This is a genomic window from Pseudomonas sp. PGPPP1, assembly GCF_002255865.1.
GTDB classification, from domain to species: domain Bacteria; phylum Pseudomonadota; class Gammaproteobacteria; order Pseudomonadales; family Pseudomonadaceae; genus Aquipseudomonas; species Aquipseudomonas cremoris.
This window is the reverse complement of sequence record NZ_NKIG01000017.1, coordinates 92,970-113,329: the sequence shown is the minus strand read 5'-3', so window position 1 is coordinate 113,329 and position 20,360 is coordinate 92,970. Positions and strand designations below refer to the sequence as shown.

General features: G+C 60.4%; 22 protein-coding genes and 2 pseudogenes. 11 read left to right on the top strand and 13 right to left on the bottom strand.

The genetic code is table 11. The features are described from left to right. Positions 1-13: 13 nt before the first annotated feature. The gene (locus CFE47_RS19220; RefSeq protein ID WP_286839448.1) at positions 14-772 is read right to left on the bottom strand and encodes a 5-oxoprolinase subunit PxpA; all 759 of its coding nucleotides are present in this window, start codon (positions 770-772) and stop codon (positions 14-16) included. Between the two features lie 120 nt (positions 773-892). On the opposite strand from CFE47_RS19220, the gene CFE47_RS19215 reads away from it, so the two are divergent. After that, on the top strand, positions 893-1,810 hold the full coding sequence (locus CFE47_RS19215) for a LysR family transcriptional regulator (RefSeq protein ID WP_286839446.1): 918 nt from the start codon (positions 893-895) through the stop codon (positions 1,808-1,810). Here CFE47_RS19215 and CFE47_RS19210 read toward each other — a convergent pair. Further along, positions 1,807-2,703 (bottom strand): LysR family transcriptional regulator, encoded by an 897-nt coding sequence (locus CFE47_RS19210; RefSeq protein WP_185707889.1) that lies wholly within the window; start codon positions 2,701-2,703, stop codon positions 1,807-1,809. The genes CFE47_RS19215 and CFE47_RS19210 overlap by 4 nt on opposite strands. A gap of 105 nt (positions 2,704-2,808) precedes the next feature. Here CFE47_RS19210 and CFE47_RS19205 point away from each other — a divergent pair, with 105 nt between their 5' ends. Next, entirely contained in the window at positions 2,809-3,567 is a 759-nt protein-coding gene (locus CFE47_RS19205; RefSeq protein ID WP_286839444.1) for an SDR family NAD(P)-dependent oxidoreductase, read from the top strand. On the opposite strand, the gene CFE47_RS19200 is transcribed toward CFE47_RS19205, so the two are convergent. Then, positions 3,524-3,985: a multidrug/biocide efflux PACE transporter gene (locus CFE47_RS19200; RefSeq protein WP_185707893.1), complete on the bottom strand. Its 462-nt coding sequence runs from the start codon at positions 3,983-3,985 to the stop codon at positions 3,524-3,526. The two genes, CFE47_RS19205 and CFE47_RS19200, sit on opposite strands and share 44 nt — an antisense overlap. Before the next feature lie 89 nt (positions 3,986-4,074). On the opposite strand from CFE47_RS19200, the gene CFE47_RS19195 reads away from it, so the two are divergent. Continuing rightward, positions 4,075-4,929 (top strand): LysR family transcriptional regulator, encoded by an 855-nt coding sequence (locus tag CFE47_RS19195; RefSeq protein WP_286839441.1) that lies wholly within the window; start codon positions 4,075-4,077, stop codon positions 4,927-4,929. A gap of 56 nt (positions 4,930-4,985) precedes the next feature. Here CFE47_RS19195 and CFE47_RS19190 read toward each other — a convergent pair whose 3' ends face one another. Then, complete coding sequence (locus CFE47_RS19190) at positions 4,986-5,828, bottom strand: LysR family transcriptional regulator (protein WP_286839438.1); 843 nt, start codon at positions 5,826-5,828, stop codon at positions 4,986-4,988. A 112-nt stretch (positions 5,829-5,940) separates the two neighbouring features. Here CFE47_RS19190 and CFE47_RS19185 point away from each other — a divergent pair, with 112 nt between their 5' ends. Further along, positions 5,941-6,666 carry an SDR family oxidoreductase gene (locus tag CFE47_RS19185; RefSeq protein WP_286839436.1) on the top strand — a complete coding sequence of 242 codons (726 nt, stop codon included), beginning with the start codon at positions 5,941-5,943 and terminating at the stop codon, positions 6,664-6,666. A 1-nt stretch (position 6,667) separates the two neighbouring features. On the opposite strand, the gene CFE47_RS19180 is transcribed toward CFE47_RS19185, so the two are convergent. After that, complete coding sequence (locus tag CFE47_RS19180) at positions 6,668-7,147, bottom strand: SRPBCC family protein (protein ID WP_286839434.1); 480 nt, start codon at positions 7,145-7,147, stop codon at positions 6,668-6,670. 142 nt (positions 7,148-7,289) lie between these two features. On the opposite strand from CFE47_RS19180, the gene CFE47_RS19175 reads away from it, so the two are divergent. Beyond that, positions 7,290-7,790: a GNAT family N-acetyltransferase gene (locus CFE47_RS19175; RefSeq protein WP_286839432.1), complete on the top strand. Its 501-nt coding sequence runs from the start codon at positions 7,290-7,292 to the stop codon at positions 7,788-7,790. 60 nt (positions 7,791-7,850) lie between these two features. Here the strand turns inward: CFE47_RS19175 and CFE47_RS19170 are convergent, their stop codons facing one another. Continuing rightward, a complete protein-coding gene (locus CFE47_RS19170) occupies positions 7,851-8,333 on the bottom strand; it encodes a GyrI-like domain-containing protein (RefSeq protein WP_286839430.1) in 483 nt (160 codons plus the stop codon). Between the two features lie 196 nt (positions 8,334-8,529). Here CFE47_RS19170 and alaC point away from each other — a divergent pair, with 196 nt between their 5' ends. After that, positions 8,530-9,741 (top strand): alanine transaminase, encoded by a 1,212-nt coding sequence (gene alaC, locus CFE47_RS19165; protein ID WP_286839427.1) that lies wholly within the window; start codon positions 8,530-8,532, stop codon positions 9,739-9,741. 138 nt (positions 9,742-9,879) lie between these two features. Here alaC and CFE47_RS19160 read toward each other — a convergent pair whose 3' ends face one another. Both CFE47_RS19160 and CFE47_RS19155 read right to left on the bottom strand, forming a co-directional pair. Next, positions 9,880-11,232, bottom strand: coding sequence for a GntP family permease (locus tag CFE47_RS19160; RefSeq protein WP_185707908.1), 1,353 nt, complete (start codon positions 11,230-11,232; stop codon positions 9,880-9,882). 85 nt (positions 11,233-11,317) lie between these two features. Further along, positions 11,318-11,851, bottom strand: coding sequence for a gluconokinase (locus CFE47_RS19155; RefSeq protein ID WP_185707910.1), 534 nt, complete (start codon positions 11,849-11,851; stop codon positions 11,318-11,320). 213 nt (positions 11,852-12,064) lie between these two features. On the opposite strand from CFE47_RS19155, the gene gntR reads away from it, so the two are divergent. From gntR to CFE47_RS19140, 3 genes are all read left to right on the top strand, one after another. Beyond that, positions 12,065-13,096, top strand: coding sequence for an HTH-type transcriptional regulator GntR (gene gntR / locus CFE47_RS19150; protein ID WP_286839519.1), 1,032 nt, complete (start codon positions 12,065-12,067; stop codon positions 13,094-13,096). Positions 13,097-13,317: 221 nt separating this feature from the next. Beyond that, on the top strand, positions 13,318-13,950 hold the full coding sequence (locus CFE47_RS19145; RefSeq protein ID WP_286839424.1) for a glutathione S-transferase family protein: 633 nt from the start codon (positions 13,318-13,320) through the stop codon (positions 13,948-13,950). Positions 13,951-13,965: 15 nt separating this feature from the next. After that, a complete protein-coding gene (locus tag CFE47_RS19140; protein WP_286839422.1) occupies positions 13,966-14,703 on the top strand; it encodes an NAD-dependent epimerase/dehydratase family protein in 738 nt (245 codons plus the stop codon). 72 nt (positions 14,704-14,775) lie between these two features. Here the strand turns inward: CFE47_RS19140 and CFE47_RS19135 are convergent, their stop codons facing one another. After that, a complete protein-coding gene (locus CFE47_RS19135) occupies positions 14,776-15,192 on the bottom strand; it encodes a hypothetical protein (RefSeq protein WP_286839420.1) in 417 nt (138 codons plus the stop codon). A gap of 253 nt (positions 15,193-15,445) precedes the next feature. On the opposite strand from CFE47_RS19135, the gene CFE47_RS19130 reads away from it, so the two are divergent. Continuing rightward, entirely contained in the window at positions 15,446-15,955 is a 510-nt protein-coding gene (locus CFE47_RS19130) for a hypothetical protein (protein ID WP_185707918.1), read from the top strand. A gap of 142 nt (positions 15,956-16,097) precedes the next feature. Here CFE47_RS19130 and CFE47_RS31805 read toward each other — a convergent pair. The 3 genes and pseudogenes from CFE47_RS31805 to CFE47_RS19120 form a co-directional block, all read right to left on the bottom strand. Further along, positions 16,098-16,511, bottom strand: a pseudogene (locus CFE47_RS31805) (methyl-accepting chemotaxis protein); the annotation flags it as partial. Positions 16,512-16,640: 129 nt separating this feature from the next. Then, positions 16,641-17,417: pseudogene (locus CFE47_RS31800) on the bottom strand (PAS domain-containing protein); the annotation flags it as partial. Positions 17,418-17,584: 167 nt separating this feature from the next. After that, positions 17,585-18,454: a LysR family transcriptional regulator gene (locus tag CFE47_RS19120; protein ID WP_286839415.1), complete on the bottom strand. Its 870-nt coding sequence runs from the start codon at positions 18,452-18,454 to the stop codon at positions 17,585-17,587. Positions 18,455-18,550: 96 nt separating this feature from the next. Here CFE47_RS19120 and gstA point away from each other — a divergent pair, with 96 nt between their 5' ends. Next, on the top strand, positions 18,551-19,153 hold the full coding sequence (gstA, locus tag CFE47_RS19115) for a glutathione transferase GstA (RefSeq protein WP_286839414.1): 603 nt from the start codon (positions 18,551-18,553) through the stop codon (positions 19,151-19,153). Between the two features lie 50 nt (positions 19,154-19,203). Here gstA and CFE47_RS19110 read toward each other — a convergent pair whose 3' ends face one another. Continuing rightward, positions 19,204-20,208 (bottom strand): ABC transporter substrate-binding protein, encoded by a 1,005-nt coding sequence (locus tag CFE47_RS19110; RefSeq protein ID WP_286839412.1) that lies wholly within the window; start codon positions 20,206-20,208, stop codon positions 19,204-19,206. Positions 20,209-20,360 lie beyond the last annotated feature (152 nt).

The window sequence follows — 20,360 nt, the reverse complement described above, 5'->3', positions numbered from 1 at the left end:
TAAGGGAGCGTTTTTATTGTGGTGTTTTGACCGCGATGCCCGCTTGGTCCAACGCTTCGCGGGTGGCTTCTACCAGCTCCAGGGCACCGGGGGTGTCGCTGTGCAGGCAGATGGAATCGAATTCGATGTACAGGTCTTCGCCTTCTACGGTGCGTACCAGACCCGTCTGACAAGCACGTAGGACGCGTGCCGCCACCGTCGCCGGATCCAACGCCCGCACAGTGCGGGTAAACACGATGGAGCCGCTGAGATCGTACTCACGGTCGGCATAAAACTCGCGCACTACCGGTTGCCCCAGTTCCTTGGCCACACGCCAGATCACCGAATTGGGCATGCAGTACAACAACAACGTAGGCTCGATGATTTGCAGGTTTTGCACCAGCAGGCGTGCGGCTTCTTCGTCGCGGGCCAGGTGCATGTAGAGCGCGCCGTGAGGCTTGATGTGTTGCAGGCTCACGCCTTGGGCGCGGGCGATTTCCCGCAGGGCGCCGAGTTGGTAGAGCATGTCGTCCACCAGCTCCTGGGCCGGGGCGTTGATATGTCGACGGCCAAACCCCACCAGGTCGCGAAAGCCCGGATGGGCGCCGATGGCCACGCCCAATTGCTTGGCGCGCTCCACGGTGCGGCGCATGGTGCCGGGGTCGCCGGCGTGAAAGCCGGTGGCGATATTGGCCGAGCTGATGTAGGCCATCAGCTCCGAATCAACGCCATCGCCGATGGTCCAGGGGCCGAAGCCTTCGCCCATGTCCGAGTTGAAATCCACTGCCTGCATCGGGGTCGCTCCGCCTAAGTGATGGGCAAAAAGTAGGCTGCGGCTTAACCCCTTGGGAAGATCTATTATCAGATAGGGTATCTTCTGAAAATCAGATAACACTATGTTCGGGAGCAACAGATGTCTCTGACCTTGCGCCAAGTCCGCTACTTCGTTGCCACCGCCGAAATCGGCCAGATTTCCCAGGCGGCGATTCACCTGAATATTTCCCAGTCAGCGGTGACCACGGCGATCAAGGAACTGGAAGCCATGCTCGGCGTGCAATTGTTTGTGCGTTCGGCCCAGGGCATGAACCTCACTGACGCCGGGCGGCATTTCCTCAACCGCGCCTACGTGATCCTGCGCAGCGTGGATGACGCACTCAACAGCCCGCTGCCCGACTATCGCGCCAGCGGCGTACTGCGTCTGGCCGCCAGCTACACGGTGCTGGGTTACTTCCTGCCCCACCACCTGCAACGCATGGAGCACTGGCACCCGGACGTGACCATCGAGGTGTTCGAGCAGGAACGCCAGGCCATCGAGCAAGGCTTGCTGGACGGCCAGTTCGACATGGCCGTGGTGCTCACCGCCAACCTCACCCACCCGGATATCGTCTCCGAAATTCTCTTCAACTCGGAGCGCCGCCTGTGGCTGCCGAGTCATCATCCGCTGTGCGAGCGCGGTGCCGTGAGCCTGGCGGATGTGGCGCAAGAACCTTACATCCTGCTCACCGTCGATGAGGCCGAGCACAGCGCCATGCGCTATTGGGAGCAAGCCGGGCAAACCCCCAAGGTGCGTTTGCGCACCAGTTCGGTGGAGGCCGTGCGCAGCATGGTTGCCAATGGCAGTGGCGTGGCGATCCTCTCAGACCTGGTGCACCGGCCATGGTCCCTGGAAGGCAAGCGCATCGAGACCCTGACGGTGACCGACCCCGTCACGCCGATGAGCGTCGGCCTGGCCTGGCACCGCGAACGTGCGTTCACCCCGGCCATGCAGGCGGTGCGCGATTACTTCCACGACGCATTCCTGACGCCTCAGCAGTTGTCGGCACGGCGTTAGAGCTGGGACTGCAAGAGCCCGGCCAGCCAATCCATGAACACCCGCACCCGCTGGGGTAAGTGGCGTTGGCCGGCGTATAACAAGGACACGTCCAACGGCGGCGCCGGGTAATCGGGCAACAGCGCCACCAGTTCACCGCTGGCCAATAATTCGCGAATCCCCAGCGCGGGCACCTGAGTAATGCCAAAGCCTCCCAGGCACGCGACTCGGTAGGCATCCGTGCTATTGACCGTGACCCGCCCCGCCATCGGCACGCGGTGCACCTTGTTGCCCTGCACGTATTCGAAGCCCGGCGAACGCGAGCCCAGGGGCCGAACGTAATGCACCAACTGATGGTGCGCCAGGTCGGCCAGCGTTGTAGGCACGCCGTAACGTTGCAGGTAAGCCGCGCTCGCGCAGTTGATCATCGGCATGCTGCACAGCAGCCGCGCCACCACCGTCTGGTCTGGCTGCGCGCCCACTCGCAGCACGCAATCGAACCCCTCGGCGAGCAGGTCGACCTGGCGGTCGGTGCTGCTGATTTCCAGCTCGATCAGCGGGTGTGCATCCATGAATTCAGGCAGGCGCGGCAGGATCAGTTCCCGCGCCATCACGTTGGGCATGTCCACCCGAATTCGCCCGCTGAGTTGGGCTTCATCTTGGCGAAACAGCCCTTCCAGTTCTTCCATGTGCGACAGCAAATCCTTGCTGCGTTCATACAGCACGCGACCATCCTGGGTCGCCTGCACCTTGCGCGTGGTGCGTTGCAGCAGGCGCGTGCCGAGCAGTTCTTCCAGCGCCTGCACATGCTCGGACACGGTGGAGCGTGGCAACCCCAGGCTTTCGCCGGCGCCGGTAAAGCTCGACAGTTCGGTAACGCGCACGAAGGTACGCAGCAACTCTAATTTGTTCATTGGATTGTTCGCCCTATCCGGCCAGTGATTCCGGTATAGCCCTGTTTATCACGTTACAGGCGGACAAATACACTCTCTCCAACGATCACCTGAGAGGACTGCACCATGACCCGTAAAATCGCACTCATCACTGGCGCCAGCCGTGGCCTGGGCAAAAGCGCTGCACTGCACTTGGCGGCGCAGGGCGTCGATATCATCGGCACCTACCACAGCGCTGCGGGCGAAGCCCAAGCGGTGGTCGAGCAAATCGAGGCCTTGGGTGGCCGCGCCGCCATGCTGCGGCTGGATGTGAGCCAGAGCACAACCTTCAACGATTTCGTTGGCGAAGTCGGCAACGTTCTCAAGGATGTTTTCGCACAGGATCATTTCAACTTTCTGATCAACAACGCCGGGATTGGCGCGCATGCCAGCTTTGCCGAAACCACCGAAGAACAGTTCGATCAACTGCTGGCGATCCAATTCAAAGGCCCGTTTTTCCTGACCCAGAAGCTGTTGCCGTTGATCACCGACGGCGGCCGCATCCTTAATATTTCCAGCGGCCTGGCGCGGTTCAGCCTGCCGGGATATGCAGCGTATGCGGCGATGAAAGGTGCGATGGAAGTGCTCACCCGCTATCAGGCCAAAGAGCTGGGCGGGCGTGGTATCACCGTGAATATTCTCGCGCCGGGCGCCATCGAAACCGACTTCGGCGGCGGCGCCGTACGCGACAATGCCGCCCTCAACACCATGGTTGCCAACAACACCGCGCTGGGTCGCGCCGGCCTGCCGGATGACATTGGCGGGGCCATTTCCACCCTGCTGGCCGATGGCAGCAACTGGATCACTGGTCAGCGCATTGAGGCTTCGGGCGGGATGTTTCTTTGACTCGCAGCAGCTTCTCGCGCAGCACGTCATAGCCCCAGTGATACACATAGGTGTACGGCAGGAAAAACAGCAGTACACCTATGTCGAGCATAAACGCCTGCATCAGGCTGATATTCAGCCACGCGGCGATCAGCGGCACGGCGACGATAATCAGCCCGCCTTCGAACATCAGCGCATGCAGCACCCGCGTCCCTGCGCCGCCGGACAGTTGCAGGCGCACCTTCAAACGGTCGAACAGGCTGTTGAAAATGATGTTCCACGTCAGCGCCAGCAGGCTCAGGCCTAAGGTGACCGCGCCCATTTCCAAGGCTGGCCGGCCGGTGATCCACACCAGCAGCGGTGTACAGATCAATAGGGCCAAGCCTTCAAAACCCAGGGCTTGGCAGACACGTTCAGTAATCGACTTGGTAGGGCTCATAACCTGCGCTCGTTGAGTGAAGAGTGTTGCCATGATTACCCCTTGAACCGATACTTCATAACCAATAACCATCGATCAAGGCGATACTTATGGCCTCCAATGAAGTGCTGCAGGCGTTTGTGCAGGCGGCCACCCAGGGTTCGTTTTCAGCGGCCGCGCGCAAGCTGGGCAAGAGCCAGTCCACCGTCAGCGCGGCAGTGGCGAGCCTGGAGATTGACCTGGATGTGGTGCTGTTCGACCGCAGCAGCCGCAAGCCGACGCTGACCCCGGCGGGCCACGTATTGCTGCAGCGTGCCGAGCAGGTACTGGAAGCCAGCAGCCGCCTGGAACTCACGGCGAGCCAATTGTCCCAGGGTCTGGAGCCGAAGCTGACCATCGCCATGTCCGATACTTACCAATCCGACCGATTCGAAGTCGCGCTGAAAGTCTTTGAGCAGCGCTATCCCGACCTTGAGTTGGAATGCCTGATCGCTGAATGCGAAGACCTGATCGACCTGGTGCAAAGTGGCCGCGCGCACATCGCATTCATCGAAAAACAAGAGGTTTACCCGCCCGACCTCACGGGGGCGCCGGTGGAAGAACGCACGGAAATTGCGTTATTCGTTTCCCCCGGACACCCATTGGCCACGCAGGAAAACATCTCGGCCGATACCCTGCAGCAACACCGTGAACTGCGCTTGGCCAGCATCATCAACCCTACAGAAATCCGCGCCAGCGGGCGTGTATGGTCGGCGCCCAGTTACCTGATGCTGATGGAAATGGCCCAGTTGGGGTTTGGCTGGACGCCGCTACCGCGCTGGCTGGTGGAGCGCTTTGATCGCGGGCAATTGGTGGAGCTCAAGGCGCGCAGCTGGCCGCGCTTTGTAGCGGTGGATGCGTTGTGGTCGCGGCATCACCCGCCGGGGCCGGCGGGGAGTTGGTTGCTGGGCAAGATGCTCGAATGATGTCTTCCAGACAGTGAAAGTCCCTGTGGGAGCTGGTGGTGTTGGTCGGGTTGGGGTCAGGCCGCTGAAAGCTGCGGCGGCCGGTGGTTCTGGAAGTACTCGTGCAAGGCACGCAACGCCGGTAGCTCCAAGGCTTGCGCAGCAAAACATAACCCCACCCGCCGGGTCGGCGCCGGCAAGTGCCACTCCCGAATCACCACCCCGGCGCGCTCCACCGCCAGCGATTGCGGCAACATGGCCACGCCCACACCGGCCGCCACCATATGCAACGCCTGGGTCAACGACCCGGCATGCCCGGCCACCGCTTGCGGCGAGCGGCCGTAGAGCGCCATCAAACGTTGATGGGAATCGTGTTGTGGGCAGGTGATCCAGTCTTCAATCGGCGCCCAGGCTTGCTCGTTGCCCGCCTGGGCCATCGGATGGCTGGCCGGTAACGCCATCACGTAGGACTCTTCCCAAAGCGGCAGGAATAGCTCGTCCTCGCAGCACATTTCCTCCACCGCCAGGCGACCTTCGCCTTCGCAGCCTTCCTGCAGCGTCAGCAGCAACCCGGGCAAGCCCTGGTGTGCCATGCGCAGGAAGGTTTCGATCTGGCTGTCGGCAATATCGCCTTCCACACCCAGCTCCAAGGCAACCCGATTTTCGCGCCCGCGAAACAGGCGGCTCAACGCATCGGCTTCGGCCACCATGCGCCGTGCCTGGGGATACAGCACCCGCGCTTCGCCGCTCACTTCCACACCCCGGGGCTGACGCACGAACAGCGCCACGCCCAGCTCATCTTCCAGCTGCTTGATGGTCACCGACAAGGTCGGCTGGCTGATAAACAAACGCTGGGCCGCTGCGGTGATATTGCGTTCTTCGAACACCGCGAGAAATGCCTTGAGGTGGCGAACATCCATAGCTTTATCCGATAGCAGACAGAGGAATAAGGCATTTTTCAGCCTCGTCGACGCTAAATATACTGCGCCCACGCTTTCAGTTATCGGTTTTTCTTATTTCAGGAGTAGATTCATGAGCAAGCCACTGATCATCATCACCGGCGCCAGTTCCGGCATCGGCGAAGCCACCGCCCGCCGTTTGTCTGCCGCCGGCCACCCGTTGTTGCTGCTGGCGCGACGCATCGACCGCCTTAACGGTCTGGGCCTGCCAAACACCTTGAACCGTGGCGTAGACATCACCGACCGCGCCGCCTTGGTTGCCGCCGTGCAGGAAGCCGAAGCGCAATTCGGGCCGGCAGACGCACTGATCAACAATGCCGGCGTGATGTTGCTGGGCGCGGTCAGCGAGCAAGACCCGGCGCAGTGGGAGCAGATGCTCGATGTAAACGTGAAGGGCCTGCTCAACGGTATTCATGCAGTCGCCGGCAGCATGGTTGCGCGTAAAGGCGGCACCATCATCAACGTCAGCTCCGTAGCCGGGCGCAAGACCTTCCCGAATCATGTCGCCTATGTAGGCACCAAGTTCGCCGTGCATGGGATTTCGGAAAACCTGCGTGAAGAATTGTCCCCCAGCAACGTACGCGTGATCACCATCGCCCCGGGCGCGGTGGAAACCGAGCTGCTCAGCCACACCACCGACGAAGCGATCAAAACCGGTTACCAGGCCTGGAAACAGGACATGGGCGGCACCGTGCTCAGCGCCGATGACGTGGCCTCGGCAATTGCCTACGCCTACCAGCAGCCGCAACACGTATGCATTCGCGAGATCGTGCTGGCGGCTACGCGTCAGCAGCCGTAAGTCACTCGCCCATCCCTTCGGTGACCAACGTCACCAAACGGTCGAGGCTCTGGCCCCAGCCGTCGTGAAAGCCCATGGCCTCATGGGCTTTTTTGTCTTCGGCAGTCCAATGCATGGCTCGGGCGGTATAGAGGGTCTTGTTGCCCTCGACTTCCTGCAGGGTGACTTCGGCGGTCATGAACGGCTTGCCTGAAGGAATCCAACCCGGCGTGAACGCATCGGTAAACACCAGGCGCCGCGGCGCGACGATTTCCAGGAACACTCCCTGGGTCGGGTATTCGCTGCCATCCGGCGCACGCATCAGGGTGCGAAACAGCCCACCCACCCACAGGTTCATTTCGCACTCCGGGGTAGTCATGCCATGGGGGCCCCACCACTGTTGCAGCAAGGCAGGCTCGGTCCAGGCGCGAAACACCCGGCTGCGGGGTGCATCAATCACACGGCTGATAGACAGTTCGAATTCGGCTGGTTGGGCAGTCATGGGGTAAACCTCCTGAGTCTTGGGGTTGTTGTGGTCAGGGATTCAGTGGGCGAACGGTATTCACTATAGTTCGTGGTCGACCGGAGCAATGCCAAAACCGCTAGAATCGCCGCCTCTGTGTAGTCTTTGGGACGCCACCCCGATGGAAACCCGCCTCGTCCCCTATGAGACGCTGAGCAACGCGCAAAAACAGCAGCTCGACACCCTGCAAGTGCATCCCGAGCAACTGGCGTATTCCGGCGATATCTACTGCGCGCTGAACAGCCTGCTGGTCAACCCCAACCCTGCCAGCGTCAAGGGCTTCGTCCTGCTCGCAGGCGATCTGCCCGTGGCTTTCCTGTTGCTGAAACGCCCTCCTTGCCTGCCGCATTGGGCCGATGAAAACAGCGCCACGCTGCATGCGCTGCAAGTGGACCGCGACCAGCAGGGCCGAGGGTTTGGCAAGGCGTGCCTGCAGGCGCTGCCGGAGGCGGCGTTGCTGGCGTGGCCGCAGATCAAGGGGTTGGAGTTGTCGGTAGACGCGGACAATGTGGCGGCGATGGGGTTGTATCTGAAGACTGGCTGGGTGGACAGCGGGGAGGCGTACAGGGGGCGGATTGGGCATGAACGACGGTTGAGGTGGGTGTTAAATCCACAACGCTGATGTCACGTAAACATGACATTCAGAAGTACATGTCTTGTTTACGTGACATTGGCTGCGGCTTCAGCCTCTTTCGCCCACCGGTAGCCAGATTTCCACCGTCCCGGTGCCCTTGCGCACATCAAAATCGGCGCTGTAACGCTCGAAGTCCGCTCCCATCACCTTGTAACCCGAGTGCGGCAACCACTCGAACATGATGCGTTCGTACGTTTGTTCAAGCGCCTGCACCGGCCCGTAATGCGGGAACACGGCATAGTTGAGCGGCGGTATTTCGATACATTCAAAGTTGCCCGGCACGTCGCTTTTACTCGGTACTTCCACCCCGGCCATGTAATCGAATTCGCCGTGACTGGGGTTATGGCACACGCCGTAAGTCACCCCGCCGACGCGCTTCTTGATGTCCTTGATGCAGGTGTCGAACAACTCCCACAGCTTGGGGACATCCCCTACAGTGGCTTTTGAATAACGCCCTTGCACCCCGGCGATCACCAAGGCTTTACCCGCTTCCATGTGTGGCTCCAGCGGTTGTTTTGTCTGCTGATCCATACGAACAGTCTCCTTCTTATGAGGGAACAAACCCGCATCGAGTATAGGGGCATATCCGCGCCGCACTCCATGCAGAAATTTTTCCTACGCATCTGGACAACTGGCCATCATCGACCGTATTGTCTGCCCCGCAGGCCACCGCAGTGGCCGACGTCGCTCGGACGGTTCCGGGCGCTTACGTACTTCGAGGCAACAAATGGCAGACCAAGGTTCGCCGCGCCGCTTTGCGCGCATAGATCGACTCCCCCCTTACGTTTTCAATATCACTGCCGAGCTGAAGATGGCTGCGCGTCGGCGCGGCGAAGACATCATCGACTTGAGCATGGGTAACCCTGACGGCGCCACACCTCCCCACATCGTGGAGAAGATGGTCACCGTCGCCCAGCGTGAAGACACCCACGGCTACTCCACCTCCAAAGGCATTCCGCGTCTGCGCCGGGCGATTTCGCGCTGGTACAAAGACCGCTATGAAGTGGACATCGACCCCGAGTCGGAAGCCATTGTGACCATCGGTTCCAAGGAAGGCCTGGCGCACTTGATGCTGGCCACCCTGGACCAGGGCGACACGGTGCTGGTGCCAAACCCGAGCTACCCGATTCACATCTACGGTGCCGTGATTGCCGGCGCCCAGGTGCGTTCGGTGCCGCTCATTCCTGGCGTGGACTTCTTCGCCGAGTTGGAACGGGCGATTCGCGGTTCGATCCCCAAGCCGAAGATGATGATCCTCGGTTTTCCGTCCAACCCAACCGCGCAGTGTGTGGAGTTGGATTTTTTTGAGCGTGTGATCGCCCTGGCCAAGCAGTACGACGTACTGGTGGTGCACGACCTGGCCTACGCCGACATCGTCTACGACGGCTGGAAAGCCCCGTCGATCATGCAGGTACCAGGCGCCAAGGACATTGCGGTGGAGTTTTTCACCCTGTCCAAGAGCTACAACATGGCGGGCTGGCGCATCGGTTTCATGGTGGGCAACCCGGAACTGGTCAACGCCCTGGCGCGTATCAAGAGCTACCACGACTACGGCACCTTCACGCCGCTGCAAGTGGCCGCCATTGCGGCATTGGAAGGCGACCAACAGTGCGTGAAAGACATTGCCGAGCAGTATCGCCAGCGCCGCAACGTGCTGGTCAAGGGCCTGCATGAGCTGGGCTGGATGGTGGAAAACCCCAAGGCGTCGATGTACGTCTGGGCCAAGATTCCCGAGCAGTACGCTGCCATGGGTTCGCTGGAATTTGCCAAGAAGCTGCTGCTGGAGGCCAAGGTGTGTGTATCACCGGGCATCGGGTTTGGTGAGTACGGGGATGATCATGTGCGCTTTGCGCTGATCGAGAACCAGGACCGGATTCGGCAGGCGGTGCGCGGGATTCGGGGGATGTTTCGGGCGGATGGGCTAGGCCCTAGAGCCTGACCCCGATCGCTCTGTAGAAACCCAATTAAGGTGGGAGCTGGCTTGCCTGCGATAGCGGCGGTGAATTCACCACCGCCATCGCAGGCAAGCCAGCTCCCACATTTTGATTGGGTTCCCACATGGTTTTTGCGGTGTGGGTTACACCACCAGCGACAACAACATGATAAAGATCAGCGCCACCACCGACAGAATCGTCTCCATCGCCGTCCACGTCTTGAACGTCTCAGCCACGGTCATATTGAAGTACTGCTTCACCAGCCAGAACCCCGCATCGTTGACGTGAGACAAGATCAACGACCCCGCCCCCGTCGCCAACACCAGCAGCTCACGGTTGACGCCCGGAATCATCCCCACCACCGGCACCACAATGCCCGCGCCGGTAATGGTTGCCACGGTCGCCGAACCCGTTGCCACACGAATCACCGCCGCCACCAGCCATGCCAGCAGAATCGGGTTGATCTGCGCGTTCACCGCCATATGGCCGATCACGTCGCCCACACCGCTGGTCACCAGCATCTGCTTGAAGCCACCACCGGCACCGATGATCAGGATGATCGCGGCGGTCGGCGCAAGGCTGGCGTCGAGCAGCTTGAGGATCTGTTTGGAGTGGATACCCTGGCGATGGCCAAAGGTGTACAGCGACAGCAGCAGCGCCAGCAACAGGGCGGAGATCGGGTGACCGATCATGTCCATCCAGTTGCGCACGATGTGGCCGTCCGGCAAGCCGATGTCAGCGAAGGTTTTGAGCAGCATCAGGAATACCGGCAGCAGCACGGTGATCAGGGTGATGCTGAAACTCGGCAGGCTTTTGTGTTCCGACTCGCGGGCCAGTTGGTCCACCAGTTCCTGGGACGGGTTGCCCGGGATGTACTTGGCGATAAACGTACCGAAGATCGGCCCGGCGATGATGGCGGTCGGCAGAGCGACGATCAGGCCGTAGAGGATGGTCTTGCCGATGTCCGCGCCAAACACGCCGATGGCCAGCAGCGGGCCCGGGTGCGGTGGCACCAGGCCGTGCACCGCCGACAGGCCGGCGAGCAACGGGATGCCGATCTTGATCAGCGACACGCCGGTACGGCGCGCAACGATAAACACCAGCGGGATCAGCAACACAAAACCGATCTCGAAGAACAGCGGAATGCCCACCAGGAATGCGGCGAACATCATGGCCCACTGGACCTTTTCCTTGCCGAAGGCGCGGATCAGGGTCTGGGCGATCTGATCGGCACCGCCGGATTCAGCCATCATCTTGCCGAGCATCGTACCCAGCGCGAGGATGATGCCGACAAAGCCGAGCACCCCGCCGAAACCGTCCTGGAACGCCTTGATGATCTTGTCCACGGGCATGCCCGAGGTCAGGCCGAGGAAGCCGGCCGCGATGATCAGCGCAATGAACGGGTGCACCTTGAACTTGGTGATCAGAACGATCAACCCGATGATAGTGACCACTGCATCTAGCAGCAGGTAAGACTCGTGGGACATGCCAAACATGGGGGGGTCTCTCCTGTTTGTTGTTGTTATTAAAGCGGGTGTTGAATTTCCTGCCGCAGATAGCGCTATCTTTTCTGGCAAAAAATTACTTGGAAGGTTCGAAGCCGTGTTGCAGCCACCAGGCATTGGTTTGCTCGGCCAACGCCTCGACGCTGTCTACGCTGGCATTGAGGGCCAGGGTCAGCGGCTCGCCCACGGGCGATTCAAGGGTGGCGAACTGGCTGTCTATGAGGCTTGCCGGCATGAAATGATCAGGGCGATGGGACACGCGGTCGGAAGCGACTTCACGGGTCAGCTCCAGAAACACGAAACCCAGGCCCGGCGCAGCTTCGCGCAGGTGGTCACGGTATTTCTTTTTCAGCGCGGAACAGGTGAGTACCGGGTGTTCCCCGGCCTTGAGCGAGCGGCGCAATTCATCGCAGAGGATGTCGAGCCAGCCGGCACGGTCGTCATCGTTGAGGGGGTGGCCGGCACTCATCTTTTCGATGTTCGCGGCAGGGTGGAAGCTGTCGCCTTCAATGGCGGTGGCGCCGTTCAGACGGCACAGGGCTTCGCTGACGCTGGTCTTGCCACAGCCAGCAACACCCATGATGACCAGGGCAGTAACAGGTTGACTCATGAAACACCTCAGGACGCAGATAGCGCTACCTTTGCACGCTGTAAGGCTAGTGCAAAAACAGGCTTTTCCCGCGCCGTCTTGTCTTTTTTTATGGAGTGACGCGTGCATCCGCTCCAATGATTTGAACGGGATCAGGCAACCCGACGTTCAAGCATTTGCAGCCTTTTGGAGACAGCGCTACCTTAGTGCCTCGATTTTTGTTTGGCAAGCCGCCTGATGACCTCCAAGAACGATAAAAAATTGCGCACCACGGGTCGTCCGACCCTCAACGAAGTCGCCCGCCTGGCGGGTGTCAGCCCGATTACCGCCTCCCGCGCGTTGCGCGGCATCAGCACCGTGGCCACCGAACTGGTGGAAAAAGTGCAAAAGGCCGCCAGCGAACTGAACTACGTGGTCAACCCCGCCGCCCGCGCCCTCGCCTCGGCGCAGAGCCATTCGGTGGTGGTGATCGTGCCGTCGCTGTCCAACCTGCTGTTTATCGAAACCCTCGAAGCCATCCACCAAGTGCTGCGGCCCAAGGGTTTTGAAGTGCTGATCGGCAACTCCCACTATTCACGTGACGAAGAAGAAAACCTGCTGCGCAACTACATGGCCTACCAGCCACGGGGTTTGCTGCTGACCGGCTTCGATCGCACCGAAAGCGCCCGACGAATGGTCGAGGCCAGCAATGTGCCCTGCGTCTACATGATGGACCTGGACCCCAACGCCGGCGTGAACTGCGTGGGTTTCTCGCAGTTGGCCGCAGGTGAAACGGCGGCGGCACATCTGCTGTCCCGTGGGCGCAAGCGCCTGGCTTATATAGGTGCGCAGTTGGACCAACGCACCTTGCTGCGCGGCGAAGGCTTCCGCCGCGCACTGCAACAGGCGGGCTTGTATGACCCGGCGCTGGAAGTGCTGACGCCACGCCCGTCCTCTGTGGGCCTGGGCGGTGAGTTGTTCTTGCAGTTGCTGGCGACTCATCCGGATGTGGACGCGATCTTCTTTGGTAACGATGACTTGGCTCAGGGCGCGCTGTTGGAAGCGCTGCGCCACGGCATCAACGTACCGGAGCGGGTGGCGGTGCTGGGCTTCAACGACTTGCCGGCTTCGTCCTTCATGGTGCCGCGCCTGAGCAGCATCAGCACCCCGCGTGAGGCGATTGGTCGGCGTTCGGCCGAGCATTTGTTGACGATCATGGCGGGGAACAAAGTGGCCAAGCCGGTGGTGGATATGGGGTTTGAATTGCAGGTGCGGGAGAGCACCTGAAAGCGCCCTCGAAAACCGGGTTTAACACGATCCCTGTAGTGAGCGGGCTTGTCCCGCGCTGGGTGGCGAAGCCGCCCCAATAAGACCGTCTCGGTGTTTCAGGAAGACCGAATTGCTTGGGTTTAGGGCGGCTTCGCCACCCAGCGCGGGACAAGCCCGCTCACTACAAAAATGTGACCAGCCCTGCTAGATTGGCCGCTCTCCTCCGCAAGGAAAGCACCATGGGACACTCATTGAAAATCCTCGGCCGCACGTCCTCCATCAACGTGCGCAAAGTGCTGTGGACTTGCCAGGAACTGGGCATCGACTATCAGCGCGAAGACTGGGGCATCGGCTACACCCCCACCCAATCCCCCGAGTTCCTGGCGCTGAACCCCAACGCCCAGGTGCCGGTGCTGATCGACGACCACGGCGTGCTGTGGGAGTCCAACACCATCTGCCGCTATCTGGTCGGCCTCTACCAACGTGATGACCTGCTGCCCGTCGAGCCCGCGCCACGCGCCCGCGTGGAGCAATGGATGGACTGGCAAGCCACCGAGCTCAACCCTTCTTGGGGCTATGCGTTCCACGCGCTGGTGCGCCAGAACCCGGACTACCAGGACCCGCAGCGCATCCAGGCCGGCGTGCAAGCCTGGAACGACAAGATGGGCCTGCTCGAACAACAACTCATCAAGACCGGCGCCTTTGTGGCCGGCAGTGAATTTACCCTGGCTGATATCCTCATCGGCCTGTCGGTGCACCGCTGGCACAACGCACCGCTGGACCACCCGCCCTACCCCGCTGTCGAGGCGTATTACCAACGCCTCAGCCAGCGCCCCGGCTTCCAAGCCTTTGCCCTCGATGGCCATAACTAAAACAAGGACGACACCGTGAAAGGACTCAACGTACTGCTAACCGGCGCTTGCGGCAGAATCGGCAAGACGTTTTTCGAAGCCTCGAAAGACCGCTACCGCTTCACCCTCACCGACCGCATTGCGCCGGATTTTGCCGTTGGCGAGCACCGTTTCGTGCATGCCGACCTCAGCGACAAAACCAGCCTGGCCGCCCTGCTCGATGGCATCGACGTGATCGTGCACCTGTCGGGCATCCCCCACGCCAGCGCGTCGTTCGATGAGTTGCTGCCCAACAACATCCTCGCCACCACCTATTTGTTCGAGGCCGCTGTGGCCGCCGGGGTGAAACGCCTGGTGTTCGCCAGCAGCGCGCAAACCATCGAAGGCTACCCGGTGGACCGCCAGATCACCCCCGGCATGCAAGTGATGCCCGCCAACCTGTATGGCGTGAGTAAATGCTACGGCGAGGCGCTGTGCGGTTTCTATGCGGCGAAAACCCCGTTGTCGACGATTGCCCTGCGTATTGGCGCCTTCGAATTCCCCGAAACCCACGACCTCAACAACGCGCGCGACCTCAGCGCCTGGCTCAGCCCTCGCGATGCGGTGCACCTGCTGCAGCGCTCGGTAGAGGCCGAGGGCGTGAAGCACCTGATCGCCCATGGCATTTCCAATAACCGTTTCAAGCGCCTGGACCTGAGCGAAACCACGCGAGTACTGGGCTATCAGCCCCAGGATGACGCCTTCCAGGAGTTTGAGATTCCGATTACTTACTGAGTACTCCCATGCCCGCACCTTCTACCACCGATGACATCCTCCACAACGGTAGCGAAGGTGTGATTGGCTATATTAGATATTGCGTACCTGAAACGATCCATTGATCTGCGTGTCAGGAAAATTACCGGGGCTAGCATTGCTGAATGAGTTGAAAACACCGTGCAGTCCGCTCGCTTGGGCAATGAAAGACAGTGTCCCGCGATCGGAATGAAAGTTCCAATACCCAATTGATGAGGTGGGGCGATAAAAAACAACTCTTGCCTCACCGTCCTTTGGAGAATAAGGGACTAATTTATAGGTTTTAGTGACGTCAAATATAGTTGGGCTGAATATGATTAAACGTCTTCTCCCGTCCTCGGATGTTCCTTCTACAAGATACCCACCATCGGCGGCATGGTAAGTAACATGCTTGGCGACAAAGTGCTCATTCTCAAAAGAAATGTTGGCCTTTAGTGAAGGGTCCAAAATCTGGAGGTGCTGCTTGCTCATGTCATCTCTCCATTGCCGGTAACTATCCACGTTCAATTCAGCATCATTCCACCCAGAAAAAAACTGTCGGAATTGACAGATAAACGATTCAGCAAGTCCAAGCAAGTGTTGCCAGTTAGCGGCAAAGAATGACCACTACAAGGACAGGTATTGCCTCATTACCCCGCCCTAGGCCTTTGAAATCGGGGATATCACCTGCGGCACGTTATTTGCTCCACCGGTGGCACACGAACATTTCCACAGGTGACCGATCATGCTGGTTAACAACAACACCCAAGCCGTATCGACGATCCAACAGCTCAAGCGCGCCGACATGGACCCCGCCAACGCCGCCGCCAGCGCGCTCTACAGCGGTGCCGTGCAAGCAGCGCAGCAAAGCGTGACCGTGCCGGCTGCGCAGAAGGAGCTGGACAAGGCCAACGATCGTATCGATGAAGCCTTCGCCAAGACCCGTGTGCAGCTGCAAGCCACCACCGCAGCCACCACGGCAACGACGGATGTGCCGGCAGCCGGTTCCAGCACCAGCACCGCCCGTGCTGACTTCACCGACTACATGAGCAAATCCCCGGCCGAGCGCATCCGTGAGCAATTGCTCAAGGAACAGGGTTTGACCGAGGCGGATGTGCAGAACATGTCCCAGGAAAAACAGGACGCGATTGCCAAGCAAGTGGCGGACCGTGTGAAACAGCAGCAAGAGCAACAGGTAGCGGCGAAAGCCACTGACCCGGCGCAAACCGTGAAAGAAACCCTGGCCGCAATCTAAGCTTGGCTTGTAGTGAGCGGGCTCGCCCCGCGCTGGGGGGCGAAGCCGCCCTAAAACATACCACTACGGTGTACCTGATACACCGCAGCGGTCTTATTGGGGCGGCTTCGCCCCCCAGCGCGGGACAAGCCCGCTCACTACATTATTGCAACTGCAAGGTCGAGTTGAACTGGCTGATCGCATCCACCACATGCCGTGACCCCTCCTGAATCTCCAGGATCACCTGCCCCGCCTCATTCGCCAACTCCACCCCAAGCCCTGTGCGGCTCAGGCTCGACTGCATGCTCGACACCGCGCTCAGTGACAGGTCGTGGTTCTTGCGCACCACATCCACAATCTCCACCGTCGCCTGGCTGGTTCGTGCCGCGAGGCTGCGCACCTCATCGGCCACCACCGCAAACCCACGCCCATGCTCACCGGCCCGTGCCGCTTCAATGGCCGCATTGAGCGCGAGCATATTGGTCTGTTCGGCAATGCTGCGGATGGTCTGCACGATGGCGCCGATAATGTCGGACTGCTTGCTCACCGCATCGATGCTTTGCGCCGCCTGGTTCAGGTCGTGGGAAATTTCTTCGATGATTTGTACGGTTTGCTGCACCACCTCCGAGCCCTTGCGGGCGCAGGCGTCGTTTTGTACTGAGGTGGCGTGGGCCGAATCGGCGGCGGTGCGCAGAGTGGTGACTTGGTCAGTGATATCGCTGGCGAACTTCACCACTTTGTACAAGCGCCCATTGGTGTCGAAGATCGGGTTATAGGACGCTTCCAGGAACAGTGTCTTGCCGTATTTGTTTTTGCGCTCGAAGCGGTGCGAGTGGTATTCGCCACGGTTGAGCGATGCCCAGAACGCCTTGTAGGCCGGTGATTCCACTTCGCTACGATGGCAGAACATGCTGTGGTGCTGGCCGATGATTTCCTCGCGCGAGTACTGCACGGTGCGCAAAAAGTTGTCGTTGGCGTTGAGGATCTGGCCCTGTGGGGTGAACTCGATCACCGCCATGGAACGGCCGATGGCGTCTATCAGGCTCTGGTTTTCGTGTTCATGGTGAACCCGCGCGGAAATGTCCGACGCCACCTTGATCACGCTTTGCACCTGTTTGTCGCTGTCCAGCACCGGCATGTAGCTGGCTTCCAGCCACACTTCCTGGCCGCGTTTGTTCAAGCGCATGAACGTGCCACTGATGGCCTCGCCCCGTGCCAAATCACGCCAGAGCTTGGCGTAGGCCTCGGTGTGGGTATAGGCCTCCTCGCAGAAGAGACGATGGTGCTTGCCGCGAATCTCCTCGGCGCTGTAGCCCATGGCTTTGCAAAAGTTGTCGTTGGCGTCGAGGATCACGCCGTTGCGGTCAAACTCGATCATCGCCATGGAACGGCTGATGGCGGCGAGTTTGGCGTTGGCTTCGGTAAGGGCGCAGGAGAAACGTTCGATTTCAAGCAGGTCGGATTTGTGATGGCGGTTGAACATGGTCAGATCACCCTTGATTCCCGGCGCCTGGAAGGCGCATTCCATTCTTCAGTTGGATAGTGCTGGCAAACCTTCATGGGGAAAAAACCATCCGAATCGCTTTTATATGGCAAGCGTCATCACGGTTCTGGGTGAGCATAGACAGGGCTTGGCGCTATGCAAGGCCACTAGTCAGCCAGCATTTTTAACAATGCGCAGGTGGCGGCCGACGGCGGGCGGGCTGGAGAACTGACCAAGGCAAATTCGCGGTGCAGCGGCACCGTCAACGGCATCACGCGCAAGCCGTTGCGTTGCGCTGGCAAGGCCATTTCCGGCACCAGCGTCACACCGACACCTTCGCGCACCAGGCTGAAGGCGCTGCTCCATTCGCGTACTTCCACGCGGATATCGCGCAGGGTCAGCCCCGCTGCGGCGCCCAGGCTGCGAGCGTTGGCGGTGCAACCACCGGTGGCGAGCACAAAGGGTTGGTCGAGCAGCTCTTCCAACGACACCGTGGCATCCGCCGGGCGCAGCGCCAGGGGGTGGTGGGCCGGCAGCACTGCCATCCAGAAATCGCGGCCCAGCACGGTAGCGTTGCGCTCGGGCTTGGGGTTGAGCACCACGCCGAGGTCGATCAGGTCGGCGTCGAGCAGCGTGTGCACTTCGTTATCGGTGACATCCAGGGTGGTGACTTCGATGCCAGGATAAAGCTGCGCGAAACGCTGCAACAGCGGCGTCAGAAACGTCGCCAGCACCATGGGGAAACTGGCGATGCGGATCGTCCCACGCAGTGTGGGCTTGGCGGCATCCACAGTGCTGCGAATGGCCTGCAATGCGCCCAACATCACCCGCGCCTGCTCGATCACACTCAACCCCAAGGCCGTGGGCAACGTCTTGCGCGGCTCACGAGTAAACAGTTGCGCGCCCAAGGTTGCCTCCATGCCGGCCATCGCCTGGCTGGCAGCAGACTGGGTCATGCCCACGCGCTCAGCGGCGGCGGTGATGCTGCCGTGATCGGCCACGGCGACCAGCAAGCGCCAGTGCATCAGGTTCATCATGGCAGTAGCGGTCCTTATGGCAGGGGTCTGAAGGTTTAATTTTACGCACGGTGCCATGCCCGCGAGACTGGCGCAAACCCTAAGGAGCTGCCCTCGATGAAACTCTATTACTTCCCCAACGCCTGCTCACTCGCGCCCCATATCGTGCTGCGCGAATTGGCGTTGCCGTTCGACCTGGTGTTGGTGGATAACAAAGCCAAGACCACCGCCAACGGTGAGAATTTCCTGCACATCAACCCCAAGGGTTACGTGGCGGCACTGCAATTGGACAACGGCCAGGTGCTGACCGAAGCCAGCGCGATCCTGCAGTACCTCGCCGACCTGAAACCCACAGCCGAACTGGCCCCGGCCAACGGCAGTTGGGAGCGCGTGCGGTTGCAGGAATGGCTGAACTTCATTGCCACCGAGATTCATGGCGGCTTGGCGGTGTTTTTCAACGACGCGATTCAGGGCGAGGTGCGGGCGACGTTCCAGGCCACGCTGTTCAAGCGATTTGCGGTGCTGGTGCAGACGCTGGAGCGCCAGGACTATTTGCTGGGCTCGCAGTATTCGGTGGCAGATGCGTATTTGTTCGTGGTGCTGCGTTGGGCGGCTTTCCACGATATTGACCTGCTCGAATGGCCGGCGTTGGATAATTTTCAACAACGGGTCAGTCAGCGTCCGGCAGTCGTTGCTGCCCTGGCCGCCGAAGCCGAATGACCTGAAGTGCACTCCCACACAAGCCCGCTCCCACAGTTGATCTTCGGTGGTTAAAGGGCGGCGCTGACCTTCGCCGCCACCTGCGCCGGCACCCACTGCTGCCACACCTGCGGCTGCTCCTTGAGGAACGCCAACGCCACTTGACGTGGCTGCGTGCGCTTCTCGCTCATATCAGCCAGGAGGCCGTTAAGCAGGTCAATCGGCAGGTCGACCTTTTCAAACACGCTCACCAATTGCGGGTATTGCGCCTTGAACGGCGCCGATACGCCAATCGCCAACTTCGCGGGCATCGAGCGGGTGCCGATGGGGTTGGGGTTTTTCGCGTCGGAGAGGGTCTTCCAGGCTTCGGCGTTGAACGGCGGTTCTTCCAGCTTGACCAGTTTGAAGCGCCCCAGCAGCGGCGTGGGCGACCAGTAGTAGAACAGCACCGGTTTGCCGCGACGGATCGACGACGCCACTTCGGCATCCAGCGCCGCGCCGGAGCCGGTGCGAAAGTTGACGAAGCTGTCGGTCAAGCCGTAGGCCTTGATCTTCTGGCTGTTGACGATCTCCGAGGTCCAACCGGTGGGGCTGTTGAGGAAGCGGCCACGGGTGGGGTCTTCAGGGTCGCGGAACACGTCCTTGTAGCGCGGCAGGTCGGCCACTGACTTGAGGTCCGGCGCCAGCGGCTTGATACCGCGCGCGGCGTCGCCCTTGATCACAAATTCAGGTACCCACCAGCCTTCGGTCGCGCCTTTGACGGTGTCACCCAGGCCGAATACCTTGCCTTCGCTCTCCGCCTTGACCCATGCCGGACTGCGCCCGGCCCACTCTTCGCCGATCACTTGGATATCGTTCTTGGCCAGGGCGGCCTCCAGGCTCACGGTGCTGCCGGGCAAGGTGTCGGTGGGCAGGCCGTAGCCTTTCTCGACGATCAGGCGCAGCACTTCGGTGATGAAGCTGCCGCTTTCCCAGGTGATATCGCCGAAGTGGATGGGTTCAGCGGCGTGTGTCGGCTGAGCCAATACAGCGAGTGCCAGCAGCGAACCACCCAGCAGGTTTTTAAGTTTTTTCATGAGTAGCCTCTTGGAGATTCGATTCACAACACATTCAAAGTGGGCACGGTCAATGTGGGAGCTGGCTTGCCTGCGATGCGGACACTTCGGTATTTCAGTGGTACCGAGGTGATGCAATCGCAGGCAAGCCAGCTCCCACAGTTGATCTACGC